This is a genomic window from Azospirillum sp. UENF 211521 (assembly GCF_058780535.1).
The window spans coordinates 3,513,251-3,533,663 of record NZ_JBSNCF010000001.1; the positions used below are offsets into that span (position 1 = coordinate 3,513,251).

Here is a 20,413-nt window from a genome sequence, read left to right on the forward strand (position 1 = left end):
GATGCGCGGCTTTGCGCCGCCGTTCAACTGGGCCGAACGACACCTTACCTTCGGTAGGCCGACGCTTTACGCCTCTTCGACCGAGACGGCTTCCGGACCCTTGTCGCCCTGGCGGATGGAGATGCGGACGCGCTGGCCGTCGTTCAACCCCTGCAGGCCGGAACGCTCCACCGCCTTGACGTGGACGAACACGTCCTGGCCGCCGCCGTCCTGGGCGATGAAGCCGAAGCCCTTGGTGGCGTTGAACCACTTCACGGTGCCCTCGGTCTGGGTGGTCGGGCCGCCTGCCGCCGGACGGCGCGGGCCGCCGAAACCGCCCCGGTCGCCACCCCGGTCGTTGAAGCCGCGGTCGCCACCGCGATCCCCACCACGATCATTGAAGCCACGGCTGTCGCCCCGGCCAGCGAACCCGCGGTCGCCGCCACGATCACCGCCGCGATCCCCACCCCGGTCGTTGAAGCCGCGGTTTCCGAAGCCGCGGTCGCCCCCGCGGTCGCCGAAGGACGGGCGCGGGCCCTGTGCCCGGGCCGGGCGCGCCGGGACGGCGGTGGAGGTGTCGACCGAATGCAGGGCGGAGACCTGGTTGCCCTTGCGCCCTTCGACGATGTCCACCACGACGGTGGCGCCGTCCGGCAGGGACTCGTGGCCGGCGGTGCCGACGATGGCGGCGGGGATCAGGGCGTCGGGCGACCCGTCCTCGAACTTGACGAAGCCGAAGCCGCGGGTCGGATCGTACCACTTGACGGTGGCCTGAACCTGGGTGCCGAGGACGACGGGCTGGCGATAGACGTGCTGGCGCGGGGGTTGACGGTGCATGAGACCCACTGAACTCCAAGAGGCGACTCGGCACCGGCCTTCGGTGCCGAGAGAAGACATCGCCTTTCCCCGCGCGAATTACAAGACCGCAGGCGCGCCGTTTCGCGCGCCCGCGGCCCTGGTGCCATTTTTCTCCCCGACAAGCGGGTTCAAACCAGCCGTTCGGGGTTGGGCGGCGGTTCCTCCGGGGGAACGGGGATGGCGTCCGGCGGCTCCTTGATCGGCGGCCGCGACGGGTCGCCGGGCATGTCCGGCATGCCGGGCGGCGGCACCGGCATGTCGGGGGTCGGCGGGGAAGGAGGAAGGGGGCCGGCAACGCTGAGGTCGGCGGCCATCAGTTCGGCCATCATCCGCATTGTCGCCATCAGCCGCCCCCGCCCATCGTGCCACCCGTCGCACCCGGCGCGGCGCGGGTCAGGCCGCGCGCCTTGTCCAGGGAGTCCATGCAGAGCTGTTCGTTGCCGTCCTTCGCGGCGGAGCGCGCGGCGGTCACCAGCGATTCGATCTGGGCGTTGCGCGCCGCCTGCCCCATCGACCCGCTCTCCATCGAGGAGCCGCTGTTCGGAGCGGCGTCGGGCCGCACCGCCGGGGCGGTCGGCATGGGGGCGCCGGTGCGCGGCGGTTCGATCACCGCCTGATCACCCGAGGCCGGCGGCGCCACCACCCCGCCCGAGCGGGCAAGCTGGTCCGGCGTCGTGCCGGAACTGCCATTCGGCAAGGCCCCATCCCCCGCGGTGGAGCCCGAACTGCCCGGCGGCGTCGCGACCGGCGGCGGGCTGGCCGACAGGTTGTTCTCGGCGGCGAAGCGGTCGACCAGCGCGGCGCAGCTTCCCTGCGCCAGGGCTGGACCGGCGCCGCACAGCACGAGGCCGGCGGCGAGCAATAGGGCCTGTGGGATCGGATGTCGTGCCATCGGTTGCCTCCCCATCAGCAATACCACCCTCAACCGGTGTAGCGGTGCGGCGGTTCCGCCCGCCTTTGGCCGACTTTTTCCCGCCGTGGGCACCGTCCGGTGGTGCCGTTTCGCCCTCTCCTCCTGTTGAAGGCGCAACGGACAACGGCGGGGGAGAGGGGATGCCATGGACGGCAACCGTGAAAGCCGGGAGCATGAAAGCCGGGGGCGCGAGGGCCGTGCGCATGTTTCGGCGGAGGCCGAAGCCTTCTACACGGAGAGCCTGAAAATCCTGACGGAATCCGGAATCCCCTTCCTGCTGGGCGGCACCTACGCGCTCAGCGCCTACACCGGCATCACCCGGCCGACCAAGGACATCGACATCTTCTGCCGGGGCGGCGATTTCCCGCGCATCCTCGCCCATTTCCAGGACCGCGGCTTTACGACGGAGATCGAGGACGAACGCTGGATCGGCAAGGTGCTGCACGGCGACCTGTTCTTCGACGTGATCTTCAATTCCGCCGCCGCCATCAATCCGGTCAACGACCGCTGGTTCGAGGAGGACCACCGCGCGCTGGTCTGCGGCACCGACGTCCAGCTCATCCCGCCGACGGAAATGGTCTTCTCCAAGGCCTTCGTGCAGATGCGGCACAAGCACGACGGCCCCGACGTCGCCCACATGATCCTGAAGCAGCACGCCCACATCGACTGGAAACGGCTGCTCGGCCACATGGAGCAGTATTGGGAGGTGCTGCTGATGCACGTCCTGAACTTCCGCTTCATCTACCCGACCGAGCGCGACCACATCCCCGGCTGGCTGTTGCAGGAGCTTCTGGACCGGCTGAACGAGCGCGCGAAGCTGCCGGTGCCGCAGACCCGCATCTGCCGGGGGCGGCTGTTCTCGCGCGAGGATTATCGGATCGACGTCACGGACTGGGGGTTCGCCGACGTCGTCGGCGAGGAAACGAAGCATGGCTGAACACATTCGGGCTGAAGGAACGATCAAGGTCGCCGCCATCGGCGACATCCATGTGGGGGAGACCTCCACCCACCCCTACCGCGAGCTGTTCCAGGAGATCGCCGACCGGGCGGACGTCCTGGCGCTGGCCGGCGACCTGACCAACCACGGCAAGCCGCGCGAGGCCGAGGTGCTGGCCGAGGACCTGCGCGCCATCGGCATCCCGGTGGTCGCCGTGCTGGGCAACCACGACCACGAATGCGGCCACGTCGAGGAGCTTCAGCGCATCCTGGAGCAGGCCGGCGTCCGCTTCCTCGACGGCAACCCGCTGGAGATCCGCGGCGTCGGCTTCGCCGGGGTGAAGGGCTTCGGCGGCGGGTTCGAGAACCGCATGCTCGACGCCTTCGGCGAACCGGCGATCAAGCAGTTCGTGCAGGAGTCGCTGAACGAGGCGATGCGGCTGGAAAGCGCCCTGCGCCAGCTGGAGACCGAGCGGACGATGGTCGTCCTGCACTACGCCCCGATCGCCGAGACGGTGCGCGGCGAGCCGACGGAGATCTATCCCTTCCTCGGCTCCTCCCGTCTGGCGGAGACCATCGACCGTTTCCACGTCCAGGCGGTCGTCCATGGCCACGCCCACCACGGCAGCTACGCCGGCAAGACCCTGCGCGGCACGCCGGTCTACAACGTCGCCCAGACCATCGAGAAGGAGTCGGGGAGGCCCTACGCGCTGATCGAACTGTGATCTCGGAAGGGGGGCGTCAGCCCGGCCGCCGCGCGCCGGCCCACAGCGTGCCCAGCCCGGCCGCGGCGATCAGCGCCCCGCCCAGCAGCACCGCGGACGACGGGCTCTCGCCCCACCACAGGAAGCCGATGGCCGCCGAGGCGGCGATCCCCAGATAGTCGATGGGCGCCAGCACCGCCGCCGGCGCCCGGCGGAAGGCGGCGGCGTTCAGCAGGATGGCCGCCCCCGCGGCGACGCCCAGCAGCAGGAAGGCCGGCAGGTCGGCGGTTTCGGGCATCCGGAAACCGGTCAGCAGGGCCGCCGGGGCGGTCAGCAGGCACCCCGCCAGCACGAAGACCAGCCCGGTGGCCGCCGGCCCGTCGGCCTGGGCCGTCCGTCGGGTCGCCAGGATGCAGACCGCGTTCAGCAAGGCCATGGCGAGCATGGCGAGGCTCCACGGCTCCAGCCGCGTCGGCGGGGCGATCAGGAAGACCCCGGCCATCCCCAGCGCGACGCAGACGGCGGAGGCAGCACCCGCCCGCTCCCCGATGGCCGGACCGGAGAGCAGCACCACGAACAGCGGGGCCGCGTAGGACAGGGCGACCAGATCGGCGAAGGGCAGATGCTGGGTCGCCGCGTAGAAGATCAGCGCCGCCCCGACCCCGCTCAGCGCCCGCACCGCGTGCCCCCCGGGCCGGGTGACGGACAGGGCGCGCCGCCCGGCCATCGCGAAAGCCGCCGGAGCGACCACCAGCAGCGACAGCAGGAAACGCAGGAACAGCACCTCCGCCGCGCCGTAGCGGGCGCCCAGCTCGCGGGCCAGCGCCCCGGCGGTCAGCACCAGGGCGAGCGACGCCGCCATCAGGGCTGCCGCCCCCGCGACGCCGGACCGCCCCGCGGCGCCCCTCCGGGCGGGCCGGGCCGCGAGCGCGGCGGTTCGCTCAGCGGGCGGAACGCTCAAGCGTCGCGCATTCCATCAGGAACTCCTCGCGCAGCGCGCGCGACTCCAGCAGCTCGCCATGGAAGGAGCTGTTGACCATGCGGCTGTCGTGGCCGGCGCGCACCCCGCGGTGGGTCTTGCACATGTGCACGGCGCTGATCCGCACGGCCAGACCGCGGGGCCGGGTCGCCTCGACGATGAAGTTGCCGATCTGCTTGACCAGCTCCTCCTGGATCTGGAAGCGGGCGGCGAAATGGTCGACGATCCGGTCGTATTTGGACAGGCCCAGGATGTTGCCGCCCTTGGCCGGCAGGATGCCGATGAAGGCGGTGCCGTAGATCGGCATCAGATGGTGCGCGCAGGTGGAGCGCACGGCGATCGGGCCGGTGACGATCAGATGGTCGAATTCCTCGGCGTTGCGGAACTCGGTCAGTTCGGGCGGCGCCGTGAAGCGGCCCTTCAGCAGCTCGCGCACCAGCATCTTGGCGACGCGGCGCGGCGTGTCGCGGGTGTTGTGGTCGTTGCGGTGGTCGATCCGCAGCACGTCGAGCAGCTCTTCGACCTTCCGCGCCGCGGCGTCGATCATGGCGGCCTCGCCCGCGGCGTCCAGCGGCGCGTCGAGCGCCTCGTTCGACCGGCGCGCCTCCATCGCCTCCTGCACGAGGGCGAGAACATGTGACTGCACCGTCATAAAACCCGATCCCTTCCTTTTTCTTCACACACCCGGCGAGACTGACGCCGGCTGATCCCACGACCGATGTCAAAACTGGCCGGCCGGCTCCGGACGCGGCATCGGCCCGCCGACCCTCTCCGCCGGGAAATGGAGCGAGGCCCGGAGACCGGCCCCCGCCTCGCCTTCCAGCAACAGCCGGCCGCCATGCGCCTCCATCAGGCTCTTCACGATGCTGAGCCCCAGCCCCGATCCCTGGAACCGGCGGGTCGCACCGTCCTCCGCCTGATAGAACGGCTGGGCCGCCTTTTCAATCTGCTCCGGCGTCATGCCGATGCCCTGGTCCTGCACGGCGATGACGAAGCCGCCCTGCGGGTCCAGCCACGCCTGCACCTCGATCACCGACGGGGCGGAGCTGAACTTCACCGCGTTGGACAGCAGGTTCAGCAGCATCTGCCGCACCGCCCGCTCGTCGGCCTCGAGCACCGGCCACACCGCCTCCGACGCCGTCCGGATCGTCCGGCCGCGTCCGGCCTGGGTGCCCAGCACCGTGGCGATGGCGGTGCCCGTCACCTTGCGCAGGTCCACCGGTTCGAAGGTGAGGCTGGCATGGCCCGATTCCATCTGGGCGACCGTCAGGATGTCGATGACCAGGCTCAGCATGTGGCGGGCGCTGCCCAGGATGTAGCCCGCATACTGGGCGTGCTCCCGGCGCGTGTTTTCCCGGCGGCTGCTTTCCTTCCCGCCGTCCGGCGCGCCGCCGGGGGGCCGGCCCTCGCCCGGCAGACCGCCGTCGTCGCGGATCAGCTCCGAGAAGCCGATGATCGCGTTCAGCGGTGTGCGCAGCTCGTGGCTCATGGTCGCCAGGAAGCGGCTCTTGGCCTGGCTGGCTTCCTCCGCCTGGCCGATGGCCGTCTGCAGGGCGCCGGCCATCGCCTCCATCCGGTCGTGCGCCCGCCGGATGGTCCGGTTCTGGATCAGCAGCACGGTGATGAACAGGACGCCGCACACCGCCAGACCGGCGGCCAGCAGGGAGAACAGCCCGTGCAGGTGGAGGAGTTGGTCGTGCCCCTCGTCCACCAGCTCCCCGCCGAACTGCGAGGCGACGGAGGCGAAGGCGTTCAGCTCGCGGTCGACGGGCTCCAGCACCGCCAGGGCGGCCAGCGCCTTCTCCGCCGGCGGCAGCGGCCCGGCCAGGATCAGGCCGACCCGGTCCAGCGCCTCCTCCAGCCGGGCCACCGTGCGGCGATGCTGCGGGTAGCGGTCCATGAAGAGGGAGGCCTGCCCCCGCCCCAGCACGGCGATGCGGTTGCGCACGATGTCCAGGCGGAGCTGGACCTCCTCGGCGTCGATGTTGGTGCCGGGAAGCGCGCTGGCCAGGATGCGTTGCTCCAGCCGCGTGACCTCGCCCACCGTCTGGCCGGCGGCCCAGGCGAAGTTGTAGGGGGCGGCCCCGCGCAGCGCCTCGCCGTAATTCACCACCAGCAGCGACAGATAGGCGGCGGCCAGACCGAACCCGCCGGTCAGGATGGCCAGCCAGAGCCCGAGACGGCGCGCGCGGTCCTCCGACGCCCAGCCCAGCAGGCGGGACAGCCGCGTGCTCCCGTTCGGCGCGGTCTCGGTCGGCAAACTCACGGAGGGTGCCTTCACTTCACGGTCAACCGGGCGACCTGCCAGACCGAGCGTCCGAAATACTTCTGCCGGTTGGCTTCCGGATCATGGTCGAAATCATAGACGATGAACAGCGGCCCCTTGTCGCTGACCGGCATGTAGGCCCCGTCGCGCTTCAGCGCCAGGATCACCTTGCGGTTCCGCACGTCGTCCATGGGGATTTCGCCGGTGTAGTCGTTCAGCGCCGTCGCGGTCAGCGTTTCCCCGCGCGCCTCCAGACGCTCCATCAGCCGGGCCAGCGGCACGCCCTCGAAGGTCACCTTTTCCTTGTACCAGGGCGTGGCGGTGGTGAAGGACACCATGCCGAGCGCCTCCAGCATGGGGCGGTCGAAGACCGCCATGCCGTCGCGGTTGGTCGTGCCGATCAGGCCCGACACGACCAGGATCGGCTTTTCCGTCGGCTCCGGCAGGGATCCGGCGCCAGCCGGGCTGGCAAGTACAAACAACGCCAGGGCGACAAAACGGCAAACAATTCCATTCACCATATCGGCTAACCGTCGGCAATTCGGCCTTTCAACCTTTATCATGATTGCTTTCCACGAGCGTTCCAACGAAAATTCTGTAAAAAAAACCGTCCCAATTTTTACATACGGAAAGGTGTATCAAAATTCGTTCATTTTTCTCTGCGCTCATGACCATCATGTAACGATCCGGCGCCACCGTTTCCTGCGGCATTTCACAGATTTTCAACGCACATCCCGACCGAGGGAACGCCCCCGATGGAACGCCCCCTGATGGAACGCCCCCTGATGGAATGCCCATGGACGCTCTGATTCCGATGCCCGCCGCCTCTCTGCCGTTGACCGGCCACATCCTGGGAATCGGAACGAACCTGGACCCGGAGCGGAACGCGGCGCGGATCGCCGCCCGGCTGGCCGATCTCTTCGGCCGCGTCCTGCTCAGCCGCTTCTACCGGACGGCGCCGGTCGGCATGGCGAGCGCCCATCCCTTCGTCAACTACGTCGCCTATGTGCCGAGCGCGCTGGACCCCGCCTGCTGCAAGGGGCTGTGCGTGGGGATCGAACTGGCGCTGGGCCGCGACCGCGACCACCCCGGCTGCAAGACGCGCGACCGGCCGGCCGACATCGACCTGATCGGACGGGTCGGCCGCTCCTTCCCGGCGGACGGCCTGGCGGCCCTGTGCCCGGACCCCTATCTGGCCGCCCCCTTCGCGGAGATCGCCGCGCTGCTGACCGGGAAGCCCGTCCCGCCGCCGCAGGGCGACCTGTGCGCCACCCCCCTGCCGGGCTGCAGCGTCGGCTCGCCCCGGTTAGGCGAGACGCCGGCCACCGTCCACCGCGACGACGGCGCCGGTCTGATAGTGGTTCTGGAGGATGGCCTCGACCGCCAGGCCGATGGCCTCCACCCCGCCCTCCTCGCCGAGCAGCGTCTCTGACAGCACCCGCGCCCGCGCCTCCGGGCCGTGCCACTCCTTGAACAGGATCGGCCCCGGCTGGACGACGTTGACCTTCACCTTGGGCGCCAGCCGCTTGGCGAAGGACAGCGCGAGGTTCTGCAGCCCGGCCTTGCTGGCGCAATAGGCGTCGAAGGCCGGGTTGGGGTTGTCGGCGTAGATGTCGGTGATGTGGACGATGTCGGCCCGCCGCGCCGAGCAGGCGCCCAGCAGCGGCGCCAGTTCGCGATTCAGCGCGAAGGGGGCGCGGACGTGCACGGCGTGGAAGACGTCGAGCTGCCGCAGCGCGTCCGCGGTGTCCGCCGCCGTCACCTCGAAGGCCGAGGCGTTGTGGACGACCGCCCGCAGGCTGCCCGCCACGCCCCGCACGGCGTCGGCCAGCCGCGGCCCGCCGTCCGGATCGGCGAGATCGCCGTGCAGGCAGACCGCCCCGGCGGCGCGCAGCCGTTCCAGATCGTCGGTGGACGTGCGGTAATGGGCGATGACCGGGTGCCCCAGCGCCATCATCCGCTCGGCCAGATGCAAGCCGACGCGGCGGCCCGCGCCGGTGACGAGAACGGCGTCCTGCAACAGGGGTGCGGTCATGGGGAAGCCCTTCGGCAGAGGGCCGGTTGACGGACGGCGGAACCGGTCGCGGAAGGCGGTGGTGACCCCGGCTGGACTCGAACCAGCTGCCTACGGTTTAGGAAACCGTCGCTCTATCCAGATGAGCTACGGGGCCACGGCGCTGAACATAGCGGCTCCGCCACGACTTGCCAACCATCCGTCTCCGGGCCGTCTCCGGACCGTCCCCGGGCCTTCTCCGGCCGCACGCCGGGGCGGCATGCCGAAAAGATCACCGCCGAACCCGGCGCGGCGCGCGGGGCGGCCGGCGAATCCGCTGGGCATGGGCCCGCCGCTGCGTATACTGCGCCCATGGCACGCATGCTTTACCTGCGCGACATCGAGGTCGATGTGCACGTCCGCTGCCGCGCCTGCGGCCACGAGGGCGTGCTGCCGCGCGCAGACATGAACCGGCGCTTCGGCCCCAATTATCCGGTCCTGTCCATCGCCCCCCATTACCGCTGCTCGCGCTGCAACTCCCGCGACACCGAAAGCCGTCCGGCGCCCCCGCCCTTCTCGACGCCCGTGACGGCGACGTCCTCGCAGGAGGACGCCCCGTCCTTCGCCGCCCCTTTGGCCGCCCTGCAAGGGCTGCTCGACGCGATGCGGGGCCGTGGCGACGCGATGGACGGGCCGGAGGAGGACGCCGCCCCCGTGCCCGCCGCCCCTCTGCCCGCCACGGCCCGGCCCGTCGCTGCGCTGGATCCGGACCTGGCGTTGGAGTTGGAATTGGAGCGGCTGGCCGCGGACGGTGATGCCGCCCCGGAGTCGGGCCGCCGCCCGCTGTGGGAGCCGGTGTCGCTCGCCGATCTCGCCGGCCACGACGAGGACGACCACCACGAGGACGGCCACCACGACGATGACGACGGCACGGCCGACGAGGCCGCGTGGGACGACGACGAGGACTGGGGTGCGCGCCGCTGGACGCTCGCGGACCGGGATGCGGACGAGAGCAGGTATGAGGGCGGAGACGACGAGGACAATCGGGTCGAACCTGCGCCTCCGGCCCAGCCCCCCCGGGTGAGCCAGCCGGTTGCCGCGGACGACCCGGACGACGACGCCTCCCGCTCCTTCGACCGCACCATCGCGGCGCTCCGCAGCATCCTGGACGGCCGCGGCGACGGCGCCCGCGCGGAGGAACCGCCAGTCCCGCCGGTCCCGCCCCCTGCCCCAGCCATGATCCCCGCCTTTTCGCTTAAGGACGCCGTCGAATCCCGCTACGACGAACCCGACGAATTGGGCAGGGACGAACTGGACGGAGGCGAACAGGACGGAGACGACGGGGCGGAGCCGTCCAACGACGACATCCTGGGCTTCGCCATCCGCGACCCCGACAAGGCTCCTCCCCCGTGGGAGCGCGTCCGGGAGCGCGACCCCGCGTCCGTCGGCAGCGAACCGCTGGACCGCACCATCGCCGCCCTGCGCAGCATGGTGCAGAAGGCCGCCGCCGACCGCGACGAGGATGAGGACGGCGACGACCGGGACGGCGGCGTCGTGACCCCGCTGTTCGGCCGGTCGCGCAAGCCCGCCGACGACCTCGACAGCGATGCGGACGCCGACGACAACCTTGAGGACAACGGCCCCGAGGACGACGAAGCGGCGGATCGGCACGCCGGCGCCGACGATGCCTTCTGGAACCGCGCCGGCACGGACGACGAGCCGGACGACGCTCCGGACAAGGACGGCGCCCCGGTGCCGCGCAAATCCGCCCAGGAACAGGACATGGAGGAGGCGTTGCGCGCCCTGCGCGCGCTCGTCGAGGCGGAGAACGATCTCGACGAGCCGCCCACCCCGGCCTGGAAAAGCGACGCGCCCACCCGCCCCGAGGCGAGCGCCCTGCCCGGCTTCAAGCCGTTGCCGCGCCCCGCGCCGCAAGGGGCCCCGGACGACGACGAGGACGACGAGCCTTTGGACCTCGTCCCGCCGGCCCCGGCGGCCGAATTGGAAAAAGCCAAGCCGGAAAAGCCCGCTTCGGAAAAGCCCGCCCCGGAAAAGCCCAGGCCCGGCGCCGGCAAACGGACCGAAAGCAACGAGTCCGGGAAGAAGGCGGCCAAGGACGATTCGGGCACGCTCGGCAAGACCCTCGCCGCGCTGCGCAACATGCTGGAGCTGGACGGCAAGCAGGGGCGCTGACGCCCCCGCTCGACCGTGGTTCAGCCGTTCTCCGCCAGGACCGTGCCGGCCAGATAGAGCGAGCCGCAGATCAGCACGCGGGCCGGACCCGTGACCCGCCCCGCCAGATCCTCCAGGGCGCTGCCCGCGTCCGCCGCCGCCGCGCTGTCGGCGATGCCACAGGCGCGGGTGGCTGCGGCGGTGTCCTCGGCCGTCAGCGACGCCTCCTCTCCGGGGATGGCGACGGTGCGGGCGGCGGTGACGAAGGGCGCCAGCGGACCCAGGAATTCCCGCGGCTCCTTGCTCGCCAGCATCCCGTAGACCAGCAGCAACGGCCGTTCCGGCTCCCCCTCCGCCCAGCGCGAGGCCTGGACGGCTAGAACCTCGCCCGCGGAATCGTTGTGGCCGCCGTCCAGCCACAGCTCCCAGCCGGCGGGCAGCCCATCGGCCAGTGGGCCGCGGGTCAGCCGCTGCAGGCGGGCCGGCCACTCCACGGCGGCGAGGCCGCGGCGTACCGCCGCGTCGTCGACCGCCTCGGCCACCGCGACCGGCAGATGGTCCAGGCAGGCCAGCGCCACCCCGGCGTTGACGATCTGGTGCGCCCCGGCCAGCCCCGGCAGCGGCAAATCGATGCGACGGCGGTCGCTCTCGAAGCGGAAACCACCCTCGGTCGGGGTGACCGACCAGCCGGAAACCGGTGCGCCCACCGTCTCGGCCCGGATGGCCAGGGTGCGGGCGGCCTCCTCCGCGGGCTGCGGATAGATCACGGCGGGAACGCCCGGCTTGAAGATGCCGGCCTTCTCGCCCGCGATGGCCTCCAGCGTGTCGCCGAGGAACTGGCGGTGGTCGTAGGAGATGCGCGTGATCGCGGTGACCGCCGGGCGGTCCACCACGTTGGTGGCGTCCAGCCGCCCGCCCAGCCCGGTCTCCAGAAGCACCACGTCCGCCGGCTCCCGCGCGAACGCGAGGAGGGCGGCGACCGTCGTCACCTCGAAGAAGGTGATGGGTCCGCCGCCGTTGGCGACCTCGCACTCCTCCAGCAGGGCGGCCAGCCGGTCGTCGTCGATCAGCGTGCCGGCCAGCCGGATACGCTCGTGGAAGCGCACGAGGTGGGGCGATGTGTAGACATGCACCCGCAGCCCCGCGGCCTCCAGCATGGCCCGCAGGAAGGCGAGCGTGGAGCCCTTGCCGTTGGTGCCCGCCACATGGACCACCGGCGGCAGGCGCCGCTCCGGATGGCCCAGCGCGGCGAGCAGCCGGTGCACGCGGTCCAGCGACAGGTCGATGACCTTGGGGTGCAGACCCTTCAGCCGGTCGAGAACCGGATCGGCGAGCGACTCAGCGAGCGGCATGGCGGGATCAGGCCGGCTGCTCGGAGCCGGTCCTCTCGGCGCCCGCCTGGGCCGGCGTCTCGTCGGCGGCCTCGGCCTGGCTGCGCGGCTCCTCCGCCGGAACGGCCGCGGCCGGCAGCGCTTCCGGCGCCACGGCCAGGACCGGCTGCATCAGCAGGGTCAGGACGCGCGACAGGGTCGGGCGCAGGTCGCGGCGATGGACCACCATGTCCACCATGCCGTGTTCCTGGAGATACTCGGAGCGCTGGAAGCCCTCCGGCAGGGTCTCGCGGATCGTGCTCTCGATCACGCGGGCGCCGGCGAAGCCGATCTGCGCGCCCTTCTCGGCGATGTGGATGTCGCCGATCATCGCGAAGGAGGCGGTGACGCCGCCGGTCGTCGGGTCGGTCAGCACCACGATGTAGGGCAGGCCGGCTTCCTTGACCATCTCCACCGCGATGGTGGTGCGCGGCATCTGCATCAGCGACAGGATGCCTTCCTGCATGCGCGCCCCGCCCGAGGCCGGGACGACGATCAGCGCCGCCTTCTGGGCGATGGCGGTGCGGGCGGCGGCCAGGATGCCCTCGCCCACCGCGATGCCCATCGAGCCGCCCATGAAGCCGAAGTCGAAGGCCGCGACGACCGCCGGCTGCCCGCCGATCAGGCCGGAGCCGACGACGATGGCGTCATGGCGGCCCGTCTTGGTCTGGGCTTCCTTCAGGCGGTCGGTGTAGCGCTTCTGGTCGCGGAACTTCAGCGGATCGACCACCGACTTCGGCAGCTCGACCGACTGGTAGTCGCCCTCGTCGAACATCGAGGCCAGCCGCTTGATCGGGTCCAGCCGCATGTGGAAGCCGCAATGCTGGCAGACGTTGAGGTTCTCCTCCAGATCGCGGTGGAAGAGCATCGCCTCGCAGCTCGGGCACTTGTGCCAGAGGTTGTCGGGAACCTCCTTGCGGGCATAGAGGGCGCGGATCTTGGGGCGGACGTAGTTGGTAAGCCAGTTCATCGAATTCTTCCTGATATCCCGCTCAGCCGGCGCTCGCAGCCCGGCGATCTAGGCCCGACGCACTCAGCCGCGCGCGCCGCGCACGCCGCCGGCCAGTTCCCGGACGAAGCCCAGCACATCCTCGGCCAGACCCGGACGGGCCTTGCCGTCCGCGTCCAGCCCGTCGGCCAGCCGCGTGACGATGGCCGAGCCGACCACCGCCGCGTCGGCGACGCGGGCGATGTTGGCCGCCTGCTCCGGCGTCTTGATGCCGAAGCCGACCGCCACCGGCAGGTCGGTCCGGCTCTTCAGCCGGTCGACCGCGGCGCCCACCGCGGCGTTGTCGGCGCTGGCCGTGCCGGTGATGCCGGCGATCGACACGTAGTAGACGAAGCCCGAGGTGTTCCGGAGCACCGCCGGCAGGCGCTTCTCGTCGGTGGTCGGCGTCGCCAGCCGGATGAAGTTCACCCCGGCCTTCAGCGCCGGAATGCACAGCTCCTCGTCCTCTTCGGGCGGCAGGTCGACGACGATCAGCCCGTCCACCCCGGCCTCGATGGCGTCGGCCAGGAAGCGGTCCACCCCATAGGCGTGGATCGGGTTGTAATAGCCCATCAGGATGATCGGCGTGTCGGCGTCCGTCGCGCGGAAGCCGCGCACGAGGTCGAGCGTCTTGCGCGCCGTCGTCCCGGCGTGGAGCGCGCGCAGGCTGGCCGCCTGGATCGCCGGGCCGTCGGCCATCGGATCGGAGAAGGGCAGCCCCAGCTCGATCAGGTCGGCGCCGGCGGCGGGCAGGCCGTGCAGCACGGCGCGGCAGGTCTCCAGATCCGGGTCACCCGCCGTGATGAAGGTGACGAGGCCGGCGCGGCCCTCCGCCTTCAGCGCGGCGAACCGCCGGGCGATGCGGCCATTGTCGACGGCCTTGTCGTTGAGGGCGCTCACAGCTTCACTCCCAGATGCTGGGCGACGGAGAAGATGTCCTTGTCGCCGCGGCCCGACAGGCAGAGCACCATCAGGTGGTCCTTGGGCAGTTTCGGGGCGCGCTTGACGATCTCCGCCAGCGCGTGCGCCGATTCCAGCGCGGGGATGATGCCCTCGGTGCGGGCGCAGAGCTGGAAGGCGTCCAGCGTCTCCTGGTCGGTGGCCGAGACGTACTCGACGCGCCCGATGTCGTGCAGCCAGGAATGCTCCGGCCCGACGCCCGGATAATCCAAGCCGGCGGAGATGGAGTGGCCTTCCAGGATCTGCCCGTCCTCGTCCTGCAGCAGGTAGGTGCGGTTGCCGTGCAGCACGCCGGGGCGGCCGCCGGTGATCGAGGCGGCGTGGGCCAGCGGCCCCTTGTCGATGCCGTGGCCGGCGGCCTCGACCGCGACCATCTGCACCGACGGGTCGTCGAGGAAGGGGTGGAACAGGCCGATGGCGTTGGAGCCGCCGCCGACGCAGGCGACGAGGCTGTCGGGCAGGCGTCCCTCCAGCTCCTGCATCTGCACGCGCACCTCGTCGCCGATCACCGACTGGAAGTCGCGGACCATGGCGGGGTACGGGTGCGGGCCGGCGGCAGTGCCGATCAGATAGTAGGTGTCGGCGACGTTGGTGACCCAGTCGCGCAGCGCCTCGTTCATCGCGTCCTTCAGCGTCCGCGCGCCGGAGGTCACCGGAACCACCTCGGCCCCGAGCAGCTTCATGCGGAAGACGTTGGGTTGCTGGCGGGCGATGTCGGTCTCGCCCATGTAGATGACGCAGGGCATGTCGAACAGCGCGCAGACCGTGGCGGTCGCCACGCCGTGCTGGCCGGCGCCCGTCTCGGCGATGATCCGCTTCTTGCCCATGCGGCGGGCGAGCAGGATCTGGCCGATGCAGTTGTTGATCTTGTGCGCGCCGGTGTGGTTCAGCTCCTCGCGCTTGAAGTAGATCTTCGCGCCGCCGAGCTTTTCCGTCAGGCGTTCGGCGTAGTAGAGCGGGTTCGGGCGGCCGACATACTGCTTGAGATGCTCGCGGATCGCGCCGTCGAAGGCGGGATCGGCCCGGGCCTCGCGGTAGGCTTTCTCCACCTCAAGGATCAGGGGCATCAGCGTCTCGGCGACGAAGCGTCCGCCATAGATGCCGAAATGCCCGCGCTCGTCGGGACCGGAACGGTAGGTGTTGGGTCTGGTCATGGCCTGGGAAACTGCCTGAAGCGGGCCGCTCGGCGCCCGGAAGGCGCCACCATAGCGGCGGTTCGCCCGGATTTGAAGCGTTCGCCGAACCTTTCGCCGAACATGCCCACAACATGGGAAAAGCCGCGGCGAAGGCAATGAGACGACTCGGCATGGCAGAGCGCCGCCCTCCTCACCCCCCCAGCGGCGGGGCGTAATGCAGGCCGCCGTTCATCCACAGCCCGTTCATCCCCCGCTCGATGCCCAGCGGCGAGGCGGCGCCCAGATGGCGGTCGAAGATTTCGCCGTAATTGCCGACCTGGGTGACGACGCGGAAGGCCCAGCCGTCGTCCAGCCCCAGCCCCCAGCCGACCCCGGCGGCGGCCCCGAGGAAGCGGCGCACCTCCGGGTCCTGCGCCTCCCCCTTCAGGCGGGCGGCGTTGGCGGCGGTGATCCCCTTCTCCTCGGCCAGGACGGTGGCCAGGAACACCCAGCGCACGATGTCGAACCACCGCCGCTCGTCCGGGCGGACCATCGGCCCCAGCGGCTCCTTGGAGATCGCCTCCGGCAGGATGACGTAGTCCTCGCGCTCGGGGGCCTTCAGCAGGCGCTGGGCGTGCAGGCCGATGCGGTCGCTGGTGTAGAGGTCGCAGTGGTGGTTGAAGAAGGCCGACAGCGCCCCCTCGGTCGAGCGCACCGGCTTCAGGCGGAAGCGCACCCCGGTGCGGGCCATCCAGTCCTCCAGGTTGCGCAGGCTGGTGGTCTGCTCGATCACGCAGACCGAGGCGCCGGCCGGCAGGTCGGACAGGCGGGCGATGTTCTGGGCGCGGTGCGCGATGAACCCCTGGCCGTCGAACAGGTAGACCACCGGGAAACCGATGCCGAAGGTGGCGTCGCGCTGCAGGGTCCAGGTCGTGCCCTCCATCACCACGTCCACCTCGCCGTTGCGCAGGATGGCGAAGCGGTTCTCGGAGTTGGTCTCGACGAACTCCACCCGGTCGGCGTGGCCGGCGACGGCGGCGGCCAGCGCCCGGCACATGTCCACGAAGAAGCCGCGCCAGTGGCCGCTGTCGTCCACCGTCGCCAGACCGGCCCCGCTGGACGAGACGCCACAGCGCAGCAGCCCGCGATCGCGCACGTCCTCCAGCGTCTCGGCGCGCGCAGCGCCGGACGGCGCGGCCAACGCCGCCGCGAGAACCAGCGCGACCGCCGCACCCCGCGCGAAAGACCGGACCAAGCCCATCGGGCACCTCTCCCTGCCGCCTGCGCTTCAGCTTCGGTCGGCAACCTGGGCGGGTCAAGCCCGCCAAGGCGCCCGGCGCCTTCCCCGGCAGCGTCCGATTGCGCCGGGTATTGCGCCACGCAGTGCGCCAAAGGGGGGGTGTGAATTGCGCCCGGCCGATTGCCCGTGTTATCTCAATCGGACGACAAGAAATCGAGGCACGGGCATGCCCCTTCCCCGGCTGGGCGTGGCGTTTCGCATCCTGGCGGGTCTGACCGTGATCGCCGGCCTGACCGCCGCCACCGGCGTGGTGGCCGTTTCCCTCTTCGGCCGCTTCCACCAGGGGTTCGAGCAGATCGCCACGGCCAAGGTGCCGGGCCTCGTCAACGCCTCGCAGCTCGCCCAGCAGAGCGGCACGCTGGCCGCCAACGCACCGGCCCTGGTGGCGGTGCAGAGCCAGTCGGTGCGCGAATCGGTGATGGCCCGGCTGAGCGACCAGATCGCCCTGCTGGAAGACCTGATGACCCGGCTGCGCGACCGCGGCACCGACGTGGCCGACGTGGCGGAGCTGCAGCGCCGCAAGAACGAGCTGGTCGCCAACCTGATGACCCTGAACACCCAGGTGGAGCGCCAGCTCGCCGCCGCGGCGGAGACGGGCGGGCTGGTCGGCCGCCTGATCCAGCTCGCCGAGCGCATCCGCGACGCCGAGCGGTCGCTGCGGGACGAGGCCCCGGTTCCGCGGACCCTGGCCGAGCTAGAAGGGTCCCAGGACGCCGAACGGCGGGTCGACCTGTGGACGGCGGAGGCGCAGCACGCCATCCTGCTGATGCTCGCCGCCTCCCGCGCCGACCACGAGGCGCGGGTGGAGCGGCTGCGCCAGGAGTACCGCGCCGCGATGGACCGCGCGGCGGAGGCGGTGTCCGGCCTGCCGCCGGGCCCCGCCTTCGACCTGGAGCCGCTGTATCGGGAACTGGAGGCGCTGGGGCTCGGCGAGCACAACCTGTTCGCCAGTCGCCTGACGGAAATCGGGCTGGCGCGCGCCATCAAGGGGTCGATCACCCGCAACCAGAACGTTTCCGACCGGCTGGTCGGCGCGGTGTCCGACCATTTCCTGGCCATCGAGCAGGACATCGCCGCCCGCTCCGGCGAGTTCGAGCGGGTGATCCGCGACGGCAAGAACGCCATCCTGGCGATGGCCGTGGTCTCGATCCTCGGCGCGCTCGGCATCTTCCTCTACATCCACCGCAACGTGGTGCGGCGGCTGCGCGGGCTCCAGACGGCCATGACCGCGTCGGCCGCCGGGCGGTCCGTCGCCATCCCCACCCACGGGCAGGACGAGATCGCCGACATGGCGCGCGCCCTGCATTACTTCGTCGCCACCATCCGCTCGCGCGAGCACGCCCTGTCGGACAGCGAGCGCCGCCTGCGCGCGATCCTGGAGCAGAGCCCGGTCGGCGTGTCGATCGGGCGGCCCGACGGCTCCGTCGCCTTCGCCAACGCCCGTGCGGCGGAGCTGGCCGGCCTGCCGCCGGACGCCTTCGTCGGGCGCCGCCACGCGCTCGCCCTGCCCGGCGCCACCCTGCACGGGCGCGCCCTGCCGCAGGACGGCCCCGGTCTGGTCGCCCGCGACGTCGAGGTGGCGGTGGACCGGCCCGACGGCAGCCGCGTCTGGGCGCTCCAGACCCTCCAGCGCACCGAGTTCGAGGGGGAGCCGGCGATCCTCGCCTGGAGCTACGACATCACCGGCCGCAAGCGCGCCGAGGAGGACCTGCGCCACGCCAAGGAGCAGGCGGAGGTCGCCGCCCGCTCCAAGTCGGAGTTCCTGGCGACCATGAGCCACGAGATCCGCACCCCGATGAACGGCGTGCTGGGCATGCTGGAGCTGATCGCCCTGACCCCGCTGGACGCCGAGCAGACCGAGCTGGTCACCACGGTGCGCGACAGCGCCACGGCGCTGCTGCGGATCATCGACGACATCCTCGACCTGTCCAAGATCGAGGCCGGCAAGCTCGACCTCGACGAGATGGACCTCGACCCGCGCGAGCTGGTGGAGGGGGTGGCGGAGCTGCTGGCCCCGCAGGCCCACCAGAAGGCGCTGCTGCTGGTCTGCGACCTCGACCGCAAGGTGCCTGCGGCGGTGCGCGGCGATCCCGGCCGGCTGCGCCAGATCCTGTTCAACCTGACGGGCAACGCCATCAAGTTCACCGACGCCGGCCGGGTCGTCCTGCGCACCCGGCTGGAGCCGTCCGCCGCCGGGTCGGAGCGGCTGCGTCTGCGCTTTTCGGTGGAGGACACCGGCATCGGCATCAGCGGCGCCGGACAGGCCCGCCTGTTCCAGCCCTTCAGCCAGGCCGACAGCTCGACCACCCGCCGCTTCGGCGGCACCGGGCTGGGGCTGGCCATCTGCGCCCGTCTGGTCGAGATGATGGGCGGGCGCATCGGGGTGGAATCGGCGCCGGGCTGCGGCTCCACCTTCTGGTTCACGGTGGATCTGGCGCCGGGCGACCCGCAATCCGCCCCGCGCGACGACACCGACCTCTCCGGCTTGTCCATCATCGTGGCCGAGCCCGACCCGGTGCAGCGCTCCGTGCTGATCCGCGCGCTGGAGGACAAGCGCGCCGCCGTCGCCGACGCCACGACGGCGGACGAGGCGGTGGAGCTGCTGACAATGGCCGACGCCGACCTGCTGATCCTGTCCGACGGCCTGCTGGAACACCATCCCGACGACGCGCCCGGCGCGCCCAACCCGCGGCTGTCCGCTCCGGCGGTGCTCGCCCGCATCGCCGCCGCCGGAGCCCGCCCGCCGCCCACGCTGCATCTGGTGGACGGGCGGGAGCAGGCCGGCGACTGCCTGCCGGACGGCGAGGAGGACGGCCGGACGGACGCCGGGGAACCGCCGCGCCACGACCATCTCGGCCGCCCGATCCGCCGCGACGCCCTGTTCCGCCGTCTGGCCGCCCTGGCCGGACGCGCCGTTTCCCCGGAGCGCCCCGCCGACCCCGCGTCCTCCGCGGCGGACGGCGGACGAGCCGCCCTCGACACGGCTTCCCCCGACACCGATTCCCTCGGCATGGCGTCGCCCGCCGCGGCTCCGCCGGCGATCCTGGTGGCGGAGGACCACCCGACCAACCAGCAGGTGATCCTGCGCCAGCTTCGTCAGCTCGGCTTCGAGGCCGACCTGACCGGCGACGGGCTGGAGGCGCTGACCGCCTGGCGGGCGCGGCCCTACCGGCTGCTGATCACCGATTGCCACATGCCGCGCATGGACGGCTACGAGCTGTCGCGCCAGATCCGCAGCGCCGAGTCGGTTGCCGAGTCGGGCGGCGTTCCCCGCCCGCGCACCGGCATCATCGCCATGACCGCCAACGCCCTGGCCGGGGAGATGGAGCGCTGCACCGCCGCGGGCATGGACGACTACATCGCCAAGCCGGTGACCCTGCGGCAGCTCGCCGTCGCCCTGAACCGCGCGTTCGGCGAGGGCAGCGCCGCAGCCCCCGACGAGCCTCCCGCGGCGGAGGCCGCCGGGGCGGAAGACCGGGCGCTCGACCTCGACCATGCCCGCACCACCTTCGGCGCGCTCGACGGGATGGCGCTGGACATGCTGGACTTCTTCCTGGAAACCACCCGCCCGCTGCTGGACGAGGCCGCCGCCGCCCTGGAGCGCAACGACCTGGAGGCCCTGCGCGGCGCCGCCCACACGCTGGCCGGGGCCGCCCGCACGGCGGGGGCCGAGCGGCTGGGACGCAGCGCCTCCACCCTGGAACTCGCGGCCCACCACGGCGACCGGGACGGGGCGGTGCAAGCCCTGGCGGCGGTGCGCGCCGCCTATCCGGCGGTGGAAACGGCAATCCGCGTCCTGCGGGTCGGAGAAGCGGTGTGAGGGCCTCCGAACGGGCCGTGCGCACCGGGCCGTGAAATCGGGCCATGGAATCGGGCCATG

General features: G+C 71.5%; 17 protein-coding genes, 1 tRNA gene and 1 pseudogene. 5 read left to right on the plus strand and 14 right to left on the minus strand.

Annotated features, from left to right (window positions below; genetic code table 11):
- Positions 1 to 66: 66 nt before the first annotated feature.
- From ACWPN5_RS16535 to ACWPN5_RS16545, 3 genes are all read right to left on the minus strand, one after another.
- Complete coding sequence (locus tag ACWPN5_RS16535; RefSeq protein ID WP_492296315.1) at positions 67 to 816, minus strand: cold-shock protein; 750 nt, start codon at positions 814 to 816, stop codon at positions 67 to 69.
- A 149-nt stretch (positions 817 to 965) separates the two neighbouring features.
- Positions 966 to 1,181 (minus strand): hypothetical protein, encoded by a 216-nt coding sequence (locus tag ACWPN5_RS16540; RefSeq protein WP_145681223.1) that lies wholly within the window; start codon positions 1,179 to 1,181, stop codon positions 966 to 968.
- Positions 1,181 to 1,729 (minus strand): RodZ family helix-turn-helix domain-containing protein, encoded by a 549-nt coding sequence (locus tag ACWPN5_RS16545; RefSeq protein ID WP_247888133.1) that lies wholly within the window; start codon positions 1,727 to 1,729, stop codon positions 1,181 to 1,183. The genes ACWPN5_RS16540 and ACWPN5_RS16545 overlap by 1 nt, the downstream gene beginning before the upstream one ends.
- A gap of 166 nt (positions 1,730 to 1,895) precedes the next feature.
- Between ACWPN5_RS16545 and ACWPN5_RS16550 the strand changes: the two genes are divergently transcribed.
- Both ACWPN5_RS16550 and ACWPN5_RS16555 read left to right on the plus strand, forming a co-directional pair.
- Complete coding sequence (locus tag ACWPN5_RS16550; RefSeq protein WP_145681221.1) at positions 1,896 to 2,687, plus strand: nucleotidyltransferase family protein; 792 nt, start codon at positions 1,896 to 1,898, stop codon at positions 2,685 to 2,687.
- Entirely contained in the window at positions 2,680 to 3,411 is a 732-nt protein-coding gene (locus ACWPN5_RS16555) for a metallophosphoesterase family protein (protein ID WP_145681220.1), read from the plus strand. The genes ACWPN5_RS16550 and ACWPN5_RS16555 overlap by 8 nt, the downstream gene beginning before the upstream one ends.
- A gap of 16 nt (positions 3,412 to 3,427) precedes the next feature.
- On the opposite strand, the gene ACWPN5_RS16560 is transcribed toward ACWPN5_RS16555, so the two are convergent.
- The 4 genes from ACWPN5_RS16560 to ACWPN5_RS16575 form a co-directional block, all read right to left on the minus strand.
- Complete coding sequence (locus tag ACWPN5_RS16560) at positions 3,428 to 4,252, minus strand: DMT family transporter (protein ID WP_211101621.1); 825 nt, start codon at positions 4,250 to 4,252, stop codon at positions 3,428 to 3,430.
- A gap of 79 nt (positions 4,253 to 4,331) precedes the next feature.
- Positions 4,332 to 5,021 carry a GTP cyclohydrolase I gene (gene folE / locus ACWPN5_RS16565; protein ID WP_145681218.1) on the minus strand — a complete coding sequence of 230 codons (690 nt, stop codon included), beginning with the start codon at positions 5,019 to 5,021 and terminating at the stop codon, positions 4,332 to 4,334.
- 69 nt (positions 5,022 to 5,090) lie between these two features.
- Entirely contained in the window at positions 5,091 to 6,635 is a 1,545-nt protein-coding gene (locus ACWPN5_RS16570; RefSeq protein WP_145681217.1) for a sensor histidine kinase, read from the minus strand.
- A gap of 11 nt (positions 6,636 to 6,646) precedes the next feature.
- Positions 6,647 to 7,117: a putative pterin-binding protein gene (locus ACWPN5_RS16575; RefSeq protein WP_247888132.1), complete on the minus strand. Its 471-nt coding sequence runs from the start codon at positions 7,115 to 7,117 to the stop codon at positions 6,647 to 6,649.
- A gap of 332 nt (positions 7,118 to 7,449) precedes the next feature.
- Between ACWPN5_RS16575 and ACWPN5_RS16580 the strand changes: the two are divergent.
- Positions 7,450 to 7,758, plus strand: a pseudogene (locus ACWPN5_RS16580) (2-amino-4-hydroxy-6-hydroxymethyldihydropteridine diphosphokinase); the annotation flags it as partial.
- A gap of 183 nt (positions 7,759 to 7,941) precedes the next feature.
- Here ACWPN5_RS16580 and ACWPN5_RS16585 read toward each other — a convergent pair.
- Together ACWPN5_RS16585 and ACWPN5_RS16590 are read right to left on the minus strand one after the other, a co-directional pair.
- Positions 7,942 to 8,670 carry an SDR family oxidoreductase gene (locus ACWPN5_RS16585; RefSeq protein WP_145681214.1) on the minus strand — a complete coding sequence of 243 codons (729 nt, stop codon included), beginning with the start codon at positions 8,668 to 8,670 and terminating at the stop codon, positions 7,942 to 7,944.
- Between the two features lie 59 nt (positions 8,671 to 8,729).
- Positions 8,730 to 8,806 (minus strand) — tRNA-Arg (locus ACWPN5_RS16590).
- Between the two features lie 194 nt (positions 8,807 to 9,000).
- On the opposite strand from ACWPN5_RS16590, the gene ACWPN5_RS16595 reads away from it, so the two are divergent.
- On the plus strand, positions 9,001 to 10,821 hold the full coding sequence (locus ACWPN5_RS16595; RefSeq protein ID WP_492296316.1) for a hypothetical protein: 1,821 nt from the start codon (positions 9,001 to 9,003) through the stop codon (positions 10,819 to 10,821).
- Between the two features lie 20 nt (positions 10,822 to 10,841).
- Here ACWPN5_RS16595 and ACWPN5_RS16600 read toward each other — a convergent pair whose 3' ends face one another.
- From ACWPN5_RS16600 to ACWPN5_RS16620, 5 genes are all read right to left on the minus strand, one after another.
- Positions 10,842 to 12,152 (minus strand): bifunctional folylpolyglutamate synthase/dihydrofolate synthase, encoded by a 1,311-nt coding sequence (locus ACWPN5_RS16600; protein ID WP_492296317.1) that lies wholly within the window; start codon positions 12,150 to 12,152, stop codon positions 10,842 to 10,844.
- Positions 12,153 to 12,159: 7 nt separating this feature from the next.
- Positions 12,160 to 13,140: an acetyl-CoA carboxylase, carboxyltransferase subunit beta gene (accD, locus tag ACWPN5_RS16605; protein ID WP_492296318.1), complete on the minus strand. Its 981-nt coding sequence runs from the start codon at positions 13,138 to 13,140 to the stop codon at positions 12,160 to 12,162.
- 63 nt (positions 13,141 to 13,203) lie between these two features.
- Positions 13,204 to 14,058 (minus strand): tryptophan synthase subunit alpha, encoded by an 855-nt coding sequence (gene trpA / locus ACWPN5_RS16610; protein ID WP_492296319.1) that lies wholly within the window; start codon positions 14,056 to 14,058, stop codon positions 13,204 to 13,206.
- Complete coding sequence (gene trpB / locus ACWPN5_RS16615) at positions 14,055 to 15,272, minus strand: tryptophan synthase subunit beta (RefSeq protein WP_145675084.1); 1,218 nt, start codon at positions 15,270 to 15,272, stop codon at positions 14,055 to 14,057. The genes trpA and trpB overlap by 4 nt, the downstream gene beginning before the upstream one ends.
- Positions 15,273 to 15,444: 172 nt before the next feature.
- Positions 15,445 to 16,494 (minus strand): amino acid ABC transporter substrate-binding protein, encoded by a 1,050-nt coding sequence (locus tag ACWPN5_RS16620; RefSeq protein ID WP_145681209.1) that lies wholly within the window; start codon positions 16,492 to 16,494, stop codon positions 15,445 to 15,447.
- A gap of 205 nt (positions 16,495 to 16,699) precedes the next feature.
- Between ACWPN5_RS16620 and ACWPN5_RS16625 the strand changes: the two genes are divergently transcribed.
- A complete protein-coding gene (locus tag ACWPN5_RS16625; RefSeq protein WP_492296320.1) occupies positions 16,700 to 20,353 on the plus strand; it encodes an ATP-binding protein in 3,654 nt (1,217 codons plus the stop codon).
- Positions 20,354 to 20,413 lie beyond the last annotated feature (60 nt).

Coding starts and splice junctions, on each gene's coding strand:
- ACWPN5_RS16535 (WP_492296315.1), bottom strand. CDS start 816: ATGCACCGTCAACCCCCGCGCCAGCACGTCTATCGCCAGCCCGTCGTC.
- ACWPN5_RS16540 (WP_145681223.1), bottom strand. CDS start 1,181: ATGGCGACAATGCGGATGATGGCCGAACTGATGGCCGCCGACCTCAGC.
- ACWPN5_RS16545 (WP_247888133.1), bottom strand. CDS start 1,729: ATGGCACGACATCCGATCCCACAGGCCCTATTGCTCGCCGCCGGCCTC.
- ACWPN5_RS16550 (WP_145681221.1), top strand. CDS start 1,896: ATGGACGGCAACCGTGAAAGCCGGGAGCATGAAAGCCGGGGGCGCGAG.
- ACWPN5_RS16555 (WP_145681220.1), top strand. CDS start 2,680: ATGGCTGAACACATTCGGGCTGAAGGAACGATCAAGGTCGCCGCCATC.
- ACWPN5_RS16560 (WP_211101621.1), bottom strand. CDS start 4,252: ATGGCGGCGTCGCTCGCCCTGGTGCTGACCGCCGGGGCGCTGGCCCGC.
- folE (WP_145681218.1), bottom strand. CDS start 5,021: ATGACGGTGCAGTCACATGTTCTCGCCCTCGTGCAGGAGGCGATGGAG.
- ACWPN5_RS16585 (WP_145681214.1), bottom strand. CDS start 8,670: ATGACCGCACCCCTGTTGCAGGACGCCGTTCTCGTCACCGGCGCGGGC.
- ACWPN5_RS16595 (WP_492296316.1), top strand. CDS start 9,001: ATGGCACGCATGCTTTACCTGCGCGACATCGAGGTCGATGTGCACGTC.
- ACWPN5_RS16600 (WP_492296317.1), bottom strand. CDS start 12,152: ATGCCGCTCGCTGAGTCGCTCGCCGATCCGGTTCTCGACCGGCTGAAG.
- accD (WP_492296318.1), bottom strand. CDS start 13,140: ATGAACTGGCTTACCAACTACGTCCGCCCCAAGATCCGCGCCCTCTAT.
- trpB (WP_145675084.1), bottom strand. CDS start 15,272: ATGACCAGACCCAACACCTACCGTTCCGGTCCCGACGAGCGCGGGCAT.
- ACWPN5_RS16620 (WP_145681209.1), bottom strand. CDS start 16,494: ATGGGCTTGGTCCGGTCTTTCGCGCGGGGTGCGGCGGTCGCGCTGGTT.
- ACWPN5_RS16625 (WP_492296320.1), top strand. CDS start 16,700: ATGCCCCTTCCCCGGCTGGGCGTGGCGTTTCGCATCCTGGCGGGTCTG.